Raw genomic sequence first — 15633 nt, 5'->3', positions numbered from 1 at the left:
GCTCAGAACTTTATATGGTCGCGGTCGAGATCCGCGACCGAACGGCAGCCGAGAAGCGCCATGGTGCGGCGAATTTCCTCTTCGAGGATGGTGATGGCGCGGGCCGCGCCAGCCTCACCGCCGGCTGCGAGGCCATAAAGTGTTGCGCGGCCGGTCATCACCGCATCGGCACCGAGCGCCAAAGCCTTGACGATATCCGTGCCGCGGCGAAAACCGCTGTCGGCAAGGATGGTGATCCTGCCTTTCAGCTTGCCCGCGATCTTCGGCAGAATGGTGATCGGCGATGGCGCACCGTCAAGCTGACGACCACCGTGATTGCTGATAACGATGCCATCGGCTCCCGCGTCGGCGGCCAGTTCGGCATCGCGCAGCGTAATGACGCCTTTGACGATCAGCGGCTTTTTCCAGATTTTCCGCAAGCGGCGGATATGGCTCCAGTGAAGGTCCGGCTCCACCTGTTCGCGCGACCAGATGGCCGTGCGAGCGAAGGTCTGCTGGTCGGCCGGCAGAAAATCGAGCAGATTGCCGAAGGGCGGAATGCCGCGTGCCATGACCGACAACGCCCAGCGCGGATGACAGAGGATATCTAGCTTGTGGCGGAAAGTCGGGTCCATGCCGGAGCGGTAGTTGCGGCGGTCCCATTCGCGGTTGCCGAAGGTCGCAGCATCGGTCGTCACCATCAGCGCCTGGCAGCCGGCTTTTTCGGCGCGCCCGACCAGTTCGTCCATGAAGGCCTGCGAGCGGAAGACATAGAGCTGCATCCAGTGGGAGAGATTGGGGATGCCGGAAAGCTCCTCGATCCGCATGTTGGAGACAGTGCTCTGGGTGAAGGTCACGCCCGCTTTGGCGGCGGCTTCGGCAAGCAGCCGATCTCCCTGATATTGGAACAGGCCATTGAAACCGGTCGGTGCGATGATGAAGGGAAGCCGCATCTTGCGGCCGAAGATCGTCGTCGAAAGATCGGGTATACCGACGCCGGTCAGCGTCGAGGGCCGAAATTCGATTTCCGAAAAGGCTTCGCGGTTGCGGCGAAGCGTCCATTCGTCCTCGGCGCCGCCCTCGAGATATTCGGTGACGAAGGCCGGCAGGCGGCGTCGCGCCATGGCCTGCAGATCGGCGATGGTGACGGCGCGGTCTACATCCCGGCCGCTGTAATATCTGCGTCCGGCGAACGCCATCACTCGACCTGATAGCCGGCTTCCGCAAGCACCGGCGACCATTCCGCATTGACGTCGTCCGGTGGCACGGCGGCGAGCAGGCTGCGGGTATAGGCGTGCTGCGGATTGGCAAACACGGTTTCCGTCCGGCCACTTTCCACCACCTCGCCGCGATACATGACCATCACCCGATCGCAGAGATAACGAACGACGGACAGGTCGTGGCTGATGAACAGCATCGAGAAGCCGTGTTCGTCACGCAGTTTCAGCAGGAGGTCGAGAAGCTGGGCCTGAACCGAGACGTCGAGGCCCGAAACGATCTCGTCGGCGACAAGGATGCGCGGTAGCGTGCAAAGGGCGCGGGCGATATTGACGCGCTGCTTCTGGCCGCCCGAAAGTTGCGAGGGAAAACGCATCGCCGCATCCGGCGGCAGGCCGATTTCCTTCAACAATTCGGCGGCACGGTCCATGCGCTCGCGGGTGCTGTTGTGCAATCCGCTCGCCTCGTTCGCCTGGGTGACGATGCTGCCGATCCGCCGGCGCGGGTTGAGTGCCGATTGCGGGTCCTGGAAGACCATCTGGATGTATTCGCGGCGATAGGCCCGGTCGGCATTGCCATTGGCGGTGATGTCGCGGCCGGCCAGCGTGATCTTGCCGCCGGTCGGCGTATCGAGGCCGACGACGAGGCGGGCGAGCGAGCTCTTGCCGCTGCCGCTTTCGCCGACGATGCCGACGAACTCACCCTCGCCGAGCGCAAAATCGACGCTGTTGACCGCCTTGAAGGCGCTGCGCTTGGCAAACGGGCTCCAGGCTGTCGTGTAGGCCTTGGTGAGCTTCTCGCCATTGAGATGGATCTTGCTCGATGCGATCTCGCGGCCGGGTGCCAGCGGCGGCGGTACGATGTCCGGTGTTTTTTCGGTGCGGATGCAGGCGGCGATATGGTTCGGCCCGATATCGGTCAGCGGCGGTTCGGCCCGGGTGCAGGCCTCGATCGCGTTCGGACAGCGCGAGGCGAAACGGCAGCCCTTCAACTCCTTCAGCACCCGCAGGCCCGGCATGCGCTCGGGCAGGATGAAGAGGCCGCGGCGCGGGCCGGTAATGGTCGGATTGGCGAGCTGCAGGCAGCGCGTATAGGGATGAGCCGGCGCCGAGAACAGCTGCTTGGCGGGCCCGCGCTCGGCCGGCCGGCCGGCATAAAGCACCATGATCTCGTCGCTGATCTGCGAGGCGAGGCGCAGGTCGTGGGTGATGAAGATCACCGCGGTGCCGTCGCGCTTCTGCATTTCGGCGATCAGCTTGACGATCCGGGCCTGGATGGTGACATCCAGCGCGGTGGTCGGTTCGTCGGCGATCAGCAGCCGCGGGCGGCTGGCAAAGGCCATGGCGATCAGGATGCGCTGGCACATGCCTCCGGAAAGCTGATGCGGGTATTTTTCGAGCAGCGCCGCGCCATGCGGCAGATGTACGGATTCGAACTCCTTCAGCGCCCGCTCGCGCCAGTTTTCACCGGGGGCAAGGCCGATCCGCAGAAGGTGTTCCTTGATCTGCTGGCCGACCGTCAGCACTGGGTTGAGGCCAGAAAGCGGCTCCTGCGGGATAAAGGCGATCTCGCGGCCGAGCAGGCTGCGGCGGCGTTCCGGCAGCATGCTCACCAGATCTTCGCCATCGAAGGCGAGCGTACCTTTGGTAACCGCAAAGCCGTTCGGCAGGTATTGCGAGATGGTGCGGCCGATCATCGACTTGCCGGCACCGGATTCGCCGACCAGGCCGAGGATCTTGCCGGGCTCCAGCGAGAAGTTGAGGTCGGTCAGGACCGGGAAGCTTTCCTTGGCTCCTACCGATTCAACGCAAAGGTTTTGCGCCGAAAGAATGGGATTTTTGGGCGAGGGAATGGCCATGTCAGGTGCGCTCCGTCTGGGTCAGGCGCGTATCGAGGGTGCGGCGCAGGCCATCTCCGAGGATATTGAAACCGAATACTGCGAAGAAGATCGCGAAGATCGGGGCGATCAGGTTAAACGGGGCCTCGTAGATGTTCTGGCGGGCATCGGCGATCATCTGGCCCCAGGCGGCGGTTTCCGAGCCGACGCTCATGCCGACAAAGGAAAGGATCGCCTCGACGATGATGGCGACGCCCATTTCGAGGCTCATCAGGGTGATGAGCAGCGGCAGGGTGCCGGGCAGGATTTCGCGGGTGATGGTGCGCCAGTGCGAGAAACCGACGAGCTGGGCGGCCGAAACGTAGTCGCGCCGGCGAAGCACGATCACTTCGCTTCGCAGTACGCGGCAGAAACGCGTCCAGTCGACCAGGACGATGGCGAGCACGACGTTGCGCAGGCCGGTGCCGAGACCGACCATGAGGATGAGGGACAGGATGACCGGCGGGAAGGAGAGCCAGATCTCAACGATGCGGCCGATCACCCAATCGACCCAGCCGCCGAAATAACCGGCGACATGGGCGAAGAAGGCGCCGATGATCATCGCGCCGATCGAGGCTGTAAACGCCACGGTGAGCGCGACGCGGGCGCCAAAAATCAGGCGGGAGAGGACGCAGCGGCCGAGGCTGTCGGTGCCGAGCGGAAACATCGCATCACCGCCATCGACCCACACGGGTGGCGTGAGGATCGAGAGGAGGTTCTGCTCATTCGGATCGTTCGGCGCCAGATAAGGCGCAAAGATCGCGCAGACGGCCAGAATGAAAATGATGACGAGGCCTGTCTGGACGCGGCCGGATCTCAGCCAGAGCGGAAGCGGTCGCATATCAACGCACCCTCAGTTTCGGGTTGAGGATCAGATAGAGGCTGTCGACCACGATGCTGATCACCAGAACTGCGACGCAATAGGTGAGCCCCGCACCCTGGATGATCGGCAGGTCGGCGTTGCGGATTGCATCGACCATCAGGTTGCCCATGCCCGGATAGGAATAGATGATCTCTACCAGCAGCGTGCCGCCGAACAGGAAGCCGAACTGCACGCCCATCAGGCTCAGGGTCGGGAGGATGGCGTTCTTGAGGCCGTGGCGGATCAGGATGCGCTTTTCGGAAAGCCCGCGAAGCCGAGCCTGCTGGATGTAGTCGTCCTGATAAGCATCGAGCAGGCTGGAGCGCAGCACGCGCATCAGGGATGGCGACAGCGCGATGCCGAGCGCCAGGCAAGGCAGGATCATGTGTTCCAGCGCGTTGAAGAAGGTCGAGATCTTTCCGGTGATCAGGCTGTCGAACAGCAGGAAGCCGGTGACGACCGGGCGCTCGAAGCCGGGGCTGAGGCGGCCGGTGAAGGGCAGGACCTCGAAAAAGACGCCGAATATGAGGAGCAGGAACAGGCTCCAGAGGAATTCCGGAAGCGAGAGCAACAGGATCGAAATGAAATCCATCACCGCTTCGGCGCGGGTGCCGCGCACGTAAAACAGAAAAAGGCCGCCCGCGAGGCCGAAGACGGTGGCGACCACCATGGCGATGAGAGCCAGTTCAACGGTGGCGGGCAGTGTCGAGCCGATCAGGCTTGTTACATTCTGGCGGAAATGGATGGAGCGGCCGATATCGCCGTGGAAGAGCTTGTTCAGCCATATGCCATACTGCTGATAGAGCGGCAGATTGAGCCCCATTTCGGTGCGCATGGCCTCCACTTCCTGAACCGTCGCATTGGGTGGCAGGGACATGGCGGCGGGATCAACCGGCAGGATGCGCAGGATGCAGAAGAGAAGCGCAGAAACAAGCAGCAGGATCGGTATCGCGGTGAGGACACGCTTTACCAAGAGCTTGGCAATGGTCGCAAACATGCGCATGCCCCGTATGACGATGTGAAGGAATGGGTCCGGGCGTACCCGGACCCCAGGATGGCGAGGTCAGTCGGTATCAGGACCAGGACATGGTGCTGCCCAGAACCCAGGCATTACCATATTTGACGTAGTTCAGGCTCTTCTTGCGCACCAGCGTCTGGACGCTCTGCAGGATCGGAATGTTGGCGCCGGTCTCGACAGCTTCCTGCGCGACGGCCTTATAACCGGCAATGCGCTTCTCGTAGACCGGTTCGACAAAGAGTTTCAGGATCTTGTCGCCGATCTCCGGACCCTTCCAGGCACCGAACGGCATCTTCGGGTTCATCAGATAACCGGAGAAGATTTCCGGGTCGCCGGTGGCGTTGTCGAAGCTGTAGAGGGTCGCTTCCGGCAGCTGGCCGCCACGATTCAGTTCGAAATACTTGGAATATTCGATCTGCTGCAGTTCGACCTTCAGGCCGACCTTCTGCCACATCTGTACCAGCGCCCGGGCGATATCGAAATCGCTTGGGAACTGGCCGTTGGTGGCGGCAAGCGTAAAGGTTGCCGGCTTGTCCGCCGTGTAACCCGCATCGGCCAAAAGCTTCTTCGACAGTTCCGGATCGTACGCGAACTTGTAGTCGGGAAGGTAGCCCGGCGTGCCGGGCGTGGCCGGGACGGAGAGCGGCACGGCCGCGCCGCCGTAAAAGGCCTTGGAGAGCGCTGCCTTGTCGATCGCGTGATGGGCTGCAAGGCGGACGGCCATGTCCGTAAACCCCTTGTCGTTGCGCATCTGGAGGAGGATCAGACGGGTGAAGGGGTTGATCTCGGCGGTCAGGCCCTCGGTCTTGCCGAGGCGCTCGGCTTCACGGACCGGAATGTTGACGGTGAGGTCCACCTGGCCGGACTGGATGGCTGCGGTACGGGCCGACGGATCCTTGATGATGTCGATCGTGACGCGCTTGATCTTCGGCTTGGTGCCGAAATAGTCGTCGTTGCGCTCCAGCACGATGCGCGAATTCATCTGGTAGTCGACCAGCTTGTAGGGGCCGGTGCCGACCGGCTTCTTGGCGAATTCTTCCGGCCCGACGGATTCGATATACTTCTTCGGCACGAGATAGCTGCCGAGAAAAGCCAGCCACTGCGGCGCGGTCGGGGTCGGGGCGGAGAACTTCATCACGCCCGATGTCGGCGACAGGATCTCGATGTCGGTGAGGGTGCGCCAGGAATTGGCGATATCGAGCTTGAGGCCGGATTTGATGCGATCGACGAAGGTATATTTGAAATCCTCCATCGTCATCGGATCGCCGTTGTGGAACTTCACGCCGCTGCGGATCTCGAAGGGCATCGAAAGACCGTCCGGTTTCAGTTCCCATTTGGTGATGAGATTGCCGATGAGCTTCAGGTCCGGTGACTGATCGAGCGGCTGGTCGAAAACCATCTTGAAGAGCGGCTGTGCATCCGGGACGAAGCGAAGGTTCGGGTCCCAGGACGGCACGTCGGACGGCCAGCCAATGGTGACGTTGTCGGTGTCTGCGGCGAAAGCGATTGTGGCCTGCGAAAGCACGGAGCCGCTGACCGCGGCAAGGCCGAGCATCTGCAGGAGATTTCTGCGGTCGATTTCAAAAGTCATGACGATCCCTCTGGTTTTGCCCGTCGATCGCGACCGACGGACCTGCGGCGGTTAGTGAAACGCAAGCCTGCAATCCTGCCAGGGGCTTCTGTTGATTTTCGATGCCGCTTTTTGCGGTCGTCCCCTTAACAATTGAGGGGATCGTAGAACGAGGTATAAATTACTTCAAGCCTAAAATTTCTTATCGTCGGAAATTGAGAACTCCGTCGACTTCTGCGTGTGGAGGGCCGGTAGTGCCGGGCTTTTGGTTGCCTTCAGGTTGAGAATTTGATGAGAGACGATCACTGACGGAGCAAGCTGAAACCCGGCCTCGTAAAAAGTCGTTGACGTCCTTTCCAATTATTTTATGCTTAAAATGTCTTTTAGACGAATGACGCCTCAACGCGACTGAAAGAGGGACGCTCATGATCGATCCGCATTGTCATTCCAGCAGCATCATGGTGGAACGCCCCGCGGCGGTCGCCTTCGAACTGATGTCGGACGGGCTGAAACAGGGCCAGTGGGCGTGGGGCAGCCTCAACCGAACAGAGGTCGAGCCCGGCCTCTTCGTCGGCACCTCGACCTTCACGGGGAAACAGACATTCGTGCGGCTCGATGTCGACCGTGCCCGCTTCCAGGTGGATTACGAGGTCGGTGCGGCCAAGGAAGCCATGCAGTTCCGCAACATGTCTCGCGTTATCCCGGGCGAACTGCTGCGCATGGGGCCGGACAAGTGCGTGGTGACGTTGCTGACCTGGCGGCTGGAGACGCAGACGGATGCGGAATGGATCCAGTTCGGCACGATCCACGAAGCCGAGATGTTCCTGATCAAGGGCATCCTGGAACGGGCATAAGGACAGAGCCATGCATTCTCCCTATCTCCTATTCGAGAACCAGGCGCTGAAAAAACCGGATGCGCCGATGCTGATCGCGCCGGCCAGCGCCAAACTGCCTTATGCGCCCGAGGGCTTTCGCCATAGCTATGGCGAGGTTTTTACCCGCGCCGGTCTTCTGAAGCAGAAGTTCGCGGCGGCAGGATATGGGATCGGGGCTCGCGTCGCCCTCCTCCTCGAAAACCGTCCGGAATTCTTCGACTACTGGCTGGCGCTGAACGCGATCGGCGCCTCGATCGTGCCGATCAATCCCGACCTGCGCCGCGACGAGCTGCTCTTCCAGCTCGACCTGGCGGAGGCTCCGTTGATGGTGGTCATCCGTGAGCGACTGGATGATCTGCGGGACATCTCGCCCGGCAAGGTGACGGTGATCGTTGCCGGCGACGACATTCCGCCTTCGCCTGAAACACGCGAGGCACGACCCGGCGACCCGGATGCCGAATGTGCGCTGCTGTTCACCTCCGGCAGCACCGGCAAGCCGAAGGGCTGCATCCTTTCGAACGCCTATTTCATCGGCATCGCCGAATGGTACACGACGCAGGGCGGCATCGCCGAAATGGGCGAGGGAGCCGAAGTGGCGCTGACGCCGTTGCCGATGTTCCACATGAACGCGCTTGGCTGCACGGCTGTCGGCATGATCATGAAGCGTGGCGCGATCGTGCCGCTCGACCGGTTCCATTCGAGCAGCTGGTGGGCGTCGATCGCCGATTCCGGCGCGACGATCATTCATTGTCTCGGCGTCATCCCAGCGATCCTGCTGCAGCTCCCGACCGTCGAAGCAGAGCGGGCACACAAGGTGAAATTCGCGCTGGGACCGGGCGTCGATGCCCGGCACAAGATCGAATTCGAGAAGCGCTACGGCATCCCGATCGTCGAAGCCTGGGCGATGACCGAAACCGGCGGCCGGGCCGTGACCACCACCGCGGCGGACGATTATACGCCAGGCCTGCGCTGCATCGGCCGGCCGCGTGCCGGCATGGATTTTCGGATCGTCGATGATGCGGGGCATGATGCGGAGATCGGCAAGCCTGGCGAACTGCTGGTGCGTGCCCAAGGCGCGAACCCGCGCGACGGTTTCTTCAGCGGCTATTTGAAGGATGAGAAGGCGACCGAGGAGGCCTGGGAGGATGGCTGGTTCCATACCGGCGACGTCGTTTATGCCGACGAGAAGGGGCTTCTCTATTTCTTCGACCGCAAGAAGAGCATCGTGCGGCGCAGCGGCGAGAACATCGCGGTGCTGGAAGTGGAAGCGGCCCTTGCCAAGGATCCGGCGGTCAAGGCCTCGGCGGTAACGCCGGTGCCGGACGATCTGCGCGGCGAAGAGGTTTTTGCCTTCATCGTCGAAGGCGAGGCCGCCGGCACGGGCGAGCCGGCGGAAAAGGCAACGCGGATCATCGAGGCCGCCGGCGCCCATATCGCCTATCACAAACTTCCCGGCTACGTGGTCTTCGTCGAAAGGCTGCCGGTGAGTTCGACCCAGAAGCTGCAGCGCGGCGAGATCAAGACGATGGCGGCAAAGGCGGTCGAGGATGGTTCGGCGATCGACCTCAGGAAGCTGAAGGCGTCGATCCGCAAAGCCGGATGAACTCCCTTACGGTTCCTCGTCAGTTCTGATATAGCATAAATCACAGCTTAAATCACGATATGGAGGCACGCATGACCCCGGAAAAGATCCTCTATGAGACGTCCGTTACCGCGCATGGTGGCCGGGAAGGAAAAGCGCAGAGCGCTGATGGCAGTTTCGCGGTCAATCTTTCGGTGCCGAAAGGGCTCGGTGGCCCTGGAGGCGAGGGAACCAATCCGGAGCAGCTTTTCGCCGCCGGTTATGCGGCCTGCTTCCTTGGTGCGGTGAAGCTCGTGGCGCGAACGAGCAAGATCGCGTTGCCGGATGACGTTTCAATCACCGCCAAGGTCGGTATCGGCCCGGTGCCGGTCGGTTACGCGCTGGCGGTGGAACTGGTGGCATCCTTGCCCGGCATCGAGCGCGCAGTCGCGGAAGAAGTAGTCGCCGGTGCGCATGAGCGCTGCCCCTATTCCAATGCGACGCGCGGCAATGTCGACGTCAAACTGACGGTGGCCTGATGGTCGTTTCCCGCGCGCGGCAGTCTTATGACGGCGTGGTTCTGGCGGTGCCCGTGACGGTACCTTACCAGCGCTATTCCATCGAGACCGCGCACTGGTGGATGGGCAAGGCGTTGAGGGCGCTGGCGGAAGGCGCCGGCATCAGCCACCGGGATTTTGATGGCTTTTCGGTCGCAAGCTTCACCATGGGGCCGGATGCGGCAATCGCGCTCACCCAGCATTTCGGGCTGTCGCCGCGCTGGCTCGATCATTTGCCGATGGGCGGCGCCGCAGGTATCGCCTCGATCCGCCGCGCGGCGCGGGCGGTGCAGGCGGGCGATGCGGATATCGTCGCCTGCGTCGCAGCCGACACCAATCAGGTCGATACGTTCCGCAAGACGCTCGCCAACTTCTCCCGCTTTGCGCAGGATGCTTCCTATCCCTATGGCGCGGGTGGCCCCAATGCGAGTTTCGCATTGATCGCACGCCACTACATGGATCGCTACGGCGCCACTCGGGAAGACTTCGGCAAGCTTTGCGTCGCCCAGCGCGACAATGCGCTCAAAAACCCGGATGCGCTGATGAAAAAGCCGCTGACGCTGGAACAATATATGTCGGCCCGGCCGATCGCCGAGCCGTTCCATCTGTTCGATTGCGTGATGCCTTGCGCCGGTGCGGAGGCCTTTCTGGTGATGCGCGAAGAGACGGCGGTGTCGCTCGGGCTTCCCTTTGTCCGGCTGCTGTCGGCGATCGAGCGGCACAACGCGTTTGCCGAGGATCCGGTCCAGGTGCGCGGGGGCTGGGTGGTCGATTGCGACGAGCTTTACGGCATGGCCGGTTCGGCGCCGGACGACATGGATTTTGTCCAGACCTATGACGACTACGCAGTGATCTCGATGATGCAGTTCGAGGACCTGGGTTTCTGCGCCAAAGGCGAGGGGCCGGATTTCGTGCGCCAACACACGTTCACGGTGGACGGATCCTTTCCGCACAACACGTCCGGCGGCCAGCTTTCGGTCGGCCAGGCGGGCGCGGCGGGCGGGCATCTCGGGATTACCGAAGCGATGCGCCAGCTTTTGGGGACAGCGGAAGGCAGGCAGGTCGAGGATGCGAAACTCGGGCTGGTTTCAGGTTTCGGCATGATCAACTACGACCGCGGGCTCGCCTCTGCGGCCGCCATTCTGGCGAGGGCGTGATGACCGAACCCTTCCTCAAACCGAAGCGAAAGAACCCGCTCGCCCGCACCACTCAACCGCTGCTGCCGCCTCAAGCACGCAGCCGCAAGGCGCACGGGCTGACGCTCGCTGCCGCGACCGGTCGCTTCATGCTGCAATGTTGCGGCGAATGCGGGCGCTACACCTATCCGGCGCGCGAAGCCTGCCCGAATTGCCTTTCGTCAGACCTGCCGTTCCGGGAAGCGCCGACAGGTGGTCTGCTGCTCTCGGAGACCCGCATTGAAGTGACCAGCGATCCTTATTTTCGCGAGCACATGCCTTGGCGCACCGGGCTGGTTCAGCTCGATTGCGGGCCGATTGCCGTCGTGCATCTGCATGGCGATTGCGGCGGGCTTGGTAGTCGGCTCAAGCTTTCCCTGCAGCTGGACCGGGCCGGACAGGCCGTGTTCTTTGCCAAGCCCGTTTCGGAGACGCCGCACATGGAAGACGATCCTCAATGGCGTGAGATGACCGCCGACCCGAAGCACCGTCGGGTCTTGATCACCGATGGGCGCAGCCCACTTGCGCTGCCGCTGGCGCAGGCTCTTGGGAAAGCGGGAGCGTCCAAGATTTTTGTCGGCGTGACAGATCGCTGGAAACCTTTCGACCAGCAGGCGTCGCTGGAGGCGATCGAAGGCGTGGAAATCGTCGATCTCGACCTGACCAGCGAACGTTCGGTGCAGGACCTGTCGATGGATATCGGCGCCAAGGTGGAGATCCTGATCAACACGGCCGATCACGTGCGGCCGGCGCACCTCTTCCATGCGGGCGCGGTCAATATAGCGCGCGAGGCGATGGATCATACCGTGATGGGATTGATGCGTCTTGCCCAGGCTTTTGGGCCGGTGATGCGCTCGCGCGGCGCCGACGGTGCGGCCGGGGCCGTTGCCTGGGTCAATGTGCTCTCTGTTCATGGGCTCAGCAATGCGCCGCAGTTCGGCGTCCATTCCGCCACGCATGCCGCGTGCCTGTCGCTGTCGCAATGGCTGCGAACCGAGCTCCGGCCGGGCGGTATCCGGGTCGTCAATGCATTCACCGGGCCGCTCGATACCGAATGGTTCCAGGCGGTGCCGCCGCCGAAGGTGGCGCCAAAGGCTCTGGCCGATGGGGTTCTCGACGGATTGAAGCGCGGACTGGAAGACATTTACGTCGGCGACGTCGCCAAGGATTTCGAGGCGCGGCTGTTCGACAATCCGAAAGCCGTCGAGCGGGAGGCTGGTCAATGAGCGGCGATATTCTGGGCAAATTCGCCGGAGCATTGGCGAGCGGCGCGGTGCGCGTCGTTGATCTCACCCATACCTTGTCTCCGGATTTTCCGGTCATCGTCATGCCGCCGGAACTGGGGCAATCCGCGCCGTTCCGGATGGAGCGGATTTCGCGTTACGACGGTGGCGGGCCGGCGTGGTATTGGAACAACCTCTCTTTCGGCGAGCACACCGGCACGCATTTCGATGCGCCGATCCATTGGTATACCGGCCGCGACCTGCCGCTCAATTCCGTCGATACGCTGCCGCCGGCCGATATGATCGCGCCCGCCTGCGTGATCGATTGCTCCCAACAGGTGGCCAAGGATGCGGATTTCCTGCTGACGGTTGCCGATGTCGTGAAGTGGGAAGAACAACATGGCCGCATTCCGGCGCGATCCTGGGCCTTCTTGCGCACCGACTGGTCGAAGAAGTCAGGTGCCGCCTATGCCAATCTGCAGGCAGACGGCGCCCATACGCCCGGACCAGATGCGGAGGTGATGCGCTTTCTGGTGGCGGAGCGGGATATCATCGGCTTCGGCACCGAGACGATCGGCACGGATGCCGGCCAGGCGGGGCATTTCTCGCCGCCCTATCCGGCGCACCATTACCTGCATGGCGCCGGCCGCTACGGGCTGCAGTGCCTCACCAATCTCGACCAGCTTCCGCCCATGGGTGCGATGATCGTTGCAGCACCGCTCAAAATCCAGAACGGTTCGGGCAGCCCGCTGCGCGTGCTGGCGCTGGTTCAGGAACGCTCGACGGGATGAGAGCCGCTCGCCACCCGCCGGGCGGCAGTGTCATAGAAGCTCGTGAGCAGTTCCAGCATTTCCGTCGCCTCGCCGAGCCCCTGTTCCGCACGTTCCATCTTCTGGATCAGCGACACGAGAAGCTGCCGCCGCAGAGCCCGGTAATCCTGGGTGAGCTTGGTGCCCTTGCGGGTCGGCGTGTAGAGCGTGTCCTTGCGGGAGCGGCCCTTGACGCGTTCGATGAGCTGCAGGGTCTGGAGCTTCTTGATCGCATACTGAATGTTGGCGGTGTCGTCGCGGCCGAGGAGGCGGGAAATCTCGCCGAGCCCTTTCGGCTTGTTACGGTAACGGATCGTGTGCAGGATAGCGGTATCGAGACCGCTCAGGCCGGCGCCGGCAAGTTCGCTCGAGCATTCCGACTGCCAGCGCAGGAAGGCGGCGGAAATCCGCCACAGCGACCATTCGAATTCGGTGAGGGCGGCTTCCGACATTTCGAGGGCCGTATCGCTCAGCGGGTTTTCGGGCGTGGCAGGCGATATCATGTGGCTCTCCGGGTTGTAATCGCGTCGCGAGTAAAGCCTTAAATTCTAGTTTTGACGAGTGCGAAACCGCATACGAAAGCGGACCAAACGAGGGAAATATGCGCATCTTCTGGCAGAGCTTCATCGATGCCACTGCAAGCGCCGCTTATATGACGCGGCTCTCGGACTATCTGAACGGTATTGCCGAGCCTGGAACGACCGTTGACGTCTTCGGCATCAGTCCGCCGGATCGTCATTTCGGGCGGCTGGCCGAGTTCCGTTGCGCGGCGATCGCGATCGACAACGGGCTGGAGGCGGCGAGCCGCGGATATGACGCGGTCGTCATCGGCCATTTTCAGGATCCAGGCCTTTACGAACTCAAGTCGGCGCTGAGCATTCCGGTGATCGGTGCCGGCGAGGTCTGCATGCATTACGCGGCACGGCTCGGGCGGCGCATGGCGCTTGTCACCCTCGATGACGTGTTCCAGGCTTGGCATTACGAGCAGGCCGACCTCTACGGCCTCGGCGGCCGGGTGAAGCACGTCGCCGGCATGAACTGCGAACCTTCGGATTTCAGCGCGGCCTTTGCGGGCGACGACGAGGCGCGGCGGCGGATGCTTGAAAACTTCATCGCCTGCGCCGAGCCGCTGGTGCGGGACGGTGCCGATGTTGTGGTGCCGGCAGGCGTGCTGCCGGGCCTGCTGGTCGGCGGCGAATACGGGTTCAAGGTGCTGCATGCGCCGGTGGTCAATACCGCGGCGGTGGCGCTGAAAAGCGCCGAGATGGACGTGCGGTTGCAGAAGATCAGCGGCATCGAGGTGAGCCGCGGGCCGTTCTGTGCGCTCGCCAGCGCGCATGCGGTCGAGGATTTCCGGACTTTCGTCGCCAACGGCCGTCAGGCGCCGCTGTTTCCGAGCGGCGCTTGAATTTGTTCGTTCTGCATGTCGTTATCCCAAAACCGCGTCACACTTTTGGGCGACATGCACGTCACATGGTCAGCATCAGGCGCCCGCGCGAGATGGCGCCTTTTTCCATCAGGCGGTGGGCTTCGGCCGCCTCCGACAAGGGCATGGTGCGGGCCACCTGGGGCTTAAGCAGGCCTGTGCCGGCGAGGCCCATCATCGCTTCAAGCGCCGACTTGTCGTCGGTGATCATCGCACGGGTGACTTTGACGCCGAATTCCTCACCGCGGTCCCGGATCGGATCGGCGACCAGCCAGACCATATGGCCGCCCTTTTTCAGCACCTTGTAGGACTTGTCGTGAACTTCGCCGCCCATCAGTTCGAAGACGATGTCCTGATCGGTGAGGATCTCGGAGAAATCCTCCTCGTCATGGGCGACGACGCGGTCGGCGCCGAGGCCGAGGACATAATTGCGGTTCGTGGAGCGGCAGGTGGCGGTGACATGGGCGCCGAGATGGTGGCAGAGCTGGACGAGCAACCCGCCGACCGCACCGGAACCGGAATGTATGAGAACCTTGTCGCCGGATTTGACTTCCGCGGTGCGCACCGCAATCCAGGCGCTGAGGCCGGCATTAGTGAGTGCCACGGCGTCGATGGTCGAGAGGCCGTCGGGAATCTTCACAGCATGCTTTTCATCGACGGCGATCATTTCCGCATAACCGCCCTGGGCAAAGACGCCGGCCATGACTGCGACACGGTCTCCGATCTCAAATTCCGTGACGCCGTCGCCGACGGAAATCACCGTGCCGCCACCATCGCGGCCAGGCACGCTCGGCATGGGCAGCGTGAAATGGTTTTGCAGATGTCCCGCGCGGAGCTTCCAGTCGAAAGGCGTGACGCTGGCGGCCTCGAGTTTCACCAGGATCTGGCCCGGTCCGGCGACCGGATCGGGCAGGTCGACATAGTGCATCACATCGGCGGGGCCGTGTTCGCTGTACTGGATGGCTTTCACGTCGTCACTCCTGGAAATCGATGGGGCTTATGCGGAGCGCGCGGCGGCGACGTCGGCAGCGATCCCGGCGCCGAGAAACCTCGTATCGCTTGAGAGCAGGTAGAAGCTGATGCCGGCCTCCGTCCATTTACCGATGTCATCGGCGGAGGGGCGGAAGATGCCAACGGCCTTGCCTGCCTTGCGGGCCGCTTTGGTGATCTTGAGAATGGCCGCATCCAGCTTCTCGGCTCCATCCGGCCCTATCGCGCCGATCGAGACGGAGAGGTCGCCGGGGCCGATGAAGACTACATCGATGCCTTCGACCGCAACGATTTCCTCGACATTGGCGAGCCCTTCGGCGGTCTCGATCTGGATCGCGAGGACGAGGCTTTCATTCGCCGACTTCAGATAGTCGGGAATGCGGTAGCCGTAGCCCGCGGCACGGCCCGGTCCGACACCGCGTTCGCCGATCGGCGGATAGCGGGTTGCCAGAACGGCGGCCTTGGCCTGGGCGGCGGTCGAAACGCGCGGCACC

15 protein-coding genes are annotated in these 15633 nt (G+C 62.6%); 7 read left to right on the top strand and 8 right to left on the bottom strand.

The annotated features are described in order from the left end of the window. Positions 1-2 precede the first annotated feature (2 nt). The 5 genes from MOV61_RS12565 to MOV61_RS12545 all read right to left on the bottom strand — a co-directional run bounded on the left by MOV61_RS12565 (position 3) and on the right by MOV61_RS12545 (position 6544). Positions 3-1178 (bottom strand): alpha-hydroxy acid oxidase, encoded by a 1176-nt coding sequence (locus MOV61_RS12565; RefSeq protein WP_247136794.1) that lies wholly within the window; start codon positions 1176-1178, stop codon positions 3-5. After that, positions 1178-3055: an ABC transporter ATP-binding protein gene (locus tag MOV61_RS12560; RefSeq protein ID WP_247136793.1), complete on the bottom strand. Its 1878-nt coding sequence runs from the start codon at positions 3053-3055 to the stop codon at positions 1178-1180. Before MOV61_RS12560 ends, MOV61_RS12565 begins: the two co-directional genes overlap by 1 nt. A gap of 1 nt (position 3056) precedes the next feature. Further along, positions 3057-3914, bottom strand: coding sequence for an ABC transporter permease (locus MOV61_RS12555; protein WP_038546947.1), 858 nt, complete (start codon positions 3912-3914; stop codon positions 3057-3059). A 1-nt stretch (position 3915) separates the two neighbouring features. Further along, positions 3916-4932 (bottom strand): ABC transporter permease, encoded by a 1017-nt coding sequence (locus MOV61_RS12550; protein WP_247136792.1) that lies wholly within the window; start codon positions 4930-4932, stop codon positions 3916-3918. Positions 4933-5008: 76 nt separating this feature from the next. Beyond that, on the bottom strand, positions 5009-6544 hold the full coding sequence (locus tag MOV61_RS12545) for an ABC transporter substrate-binding protein (RefSeq protein ID WP_038546946.1): 1536 nt from the start codon (positions 6542-6544) through the stop codon (positions 5009-5011). Positions 6545-6948: 404 nt separating this feature from the next. On the opposite strand from MOV61_RS12545, the gene MOV61_RS12540 reads away from it, so the two are divergent. The 6 genes from MOV61_RS12540 to MOV61_RS12515 all read left to right on the top strand — a co-directional run bounded on the left by MOV61_RS12540 (position 6949) and on the right by MOV61_RS12515 (position 12705). Further along, a complete protein-coding gene (locus MOV61_RS12540; RefSeq protein WP_247136791.1) occupies positions 6949-7377 on the top strand; it encodes a hypothetical protein in 429 nt (142 codons plus the stop codon). 10 nt (positions 7378-7387) lie between these two features. Then, positions 7388-9001: an AMP-binding protein gene (locus MOV61_RS12535; RefSeq protein WP_247136790.1), complete on the top strand. Its 1614-nt coding sequence runs from the start codon at positions 7388-7390 to the stop codon at positions 8999-9001. A 71-nt stretch (positions 9002-9072) separates the two neighbouring features. Continuing rightward, positions 9073-9498 (top strand): organic hydroperoxide resistance protein, encoded by a 426-nt coding sequence (locus tag MOV61_RS12530; protein ID WP_247136789.1) that lies wholly within the window; start codon positions 9073-9075, stop codon positions 9496-9498. After that, positions 9498-10673: a thiolase family protein gene (locus MOV61_RS12525; RefSeq protein WP_247136788.1), complete on the top strand. Its 1176-nt coding sequence runs from the start codon at positions 9498-9500 to the stop codon at positions 10671-10673. The genes MOV61_RS12530 and MOV61_RS12525 overlap by 1 nt, the downstream gene beginning before the upstream one ends. Further along, complete coding sequence (locus tag MOV61_RS12520) at positions 10673-11917, top strand: SDR family NAD(P)-dependent oxidoreductase (RefSeq protein ID WP_247136787.1); 1245 nt, start codon at positions 10673-10675, stop codon at positions 11915-11917. Before MOV61_RS12525 ends, MOV61_RS12520 begins: the two co-directional genes overlap by 1 nt. Then, complete coding sequence (locus MOV61_RS12515) at positions 11914-12705, top strand: cyclase family protein (protein WP_247136786.1); 792 nt, start codon at positions 11914-11916, stop codon at positions 12703-12705. The genes MOV61_RS12520 and MOV61_RS12515 overlap by 4 nt, the downstream gene beginning before the upstream one ends. Here MOV61_RS12515 and MOV61_RS12510 read toward each other — a convergent pair. Next, positions 12684-13226, bottom strand: coding sequence for a winged helix DNA-binding protein (locus MOV61_RS12510; RefSeq protein WP_247136785.1), 543 nt, complete (start codon positions 13224-13226; stop codon positions 12684-12686). The two genes, MOV61_RS12515 and MOV61_RS12510, sit on opposite strands and share 22 nt — an antisense overlap. A 98-nt stretch (positions 13227-13324) precedes the next feature. Between MOV61_RS12510 and MOV61_RS12505 the strand changes: the two genes are divergently transcribed. After that, positions 13325-14131 (top strand): aspartate/glutamate racemase family protein, encoded by an 807-nt coding sequence (locus MOV61_RS12505; protein WP_247136784.1) that lies wholly within the window; start codon positions 13325-13327, stop codon positions 14129-14131. A gap of 61 nt (positions 14132-14192) precedes the next feature. Here the strand turns inward: MOV61_RS12505 and MOV61_RS12500 are convergent, their stop codons facing one another. After that, positions 14193-15119, bottom strand: coding sequence for an NADP-dependent oxidoreductase (locus MOV61_RS12500; RefSeq protein ID WP_247136783.1), 927 nt, complete (start codon positions 15117-15119; stop codon positions 14193-14195). A gap of 27 nt (positions 15120-15146) precedes the next feature. Then, a partial coding sequence (locus MOV61_RS12495; RefSeq protein WP_247136782.1) for an HpcH/HpaI aldolase/citrate lyase family protein occupies positions 15147-15633 on the bottom strand: 487 nt, incomplete at its 5' end.

The organism is Neorhizobium sp. BETTINA12A (assembly GCF_023006485.1).
Classification (GTDB): domain Bacteria; phylum Pseudomonadota; class Alphaproteobacteria; order Rhizobiales; family Rhizobiaceae; genus Neorhizobium.
The sequence above is the reverse complement of the archived record's forward strand: the minus strand, read 5'-3'. Positions and strand labels throughout refer to the sequence as shown.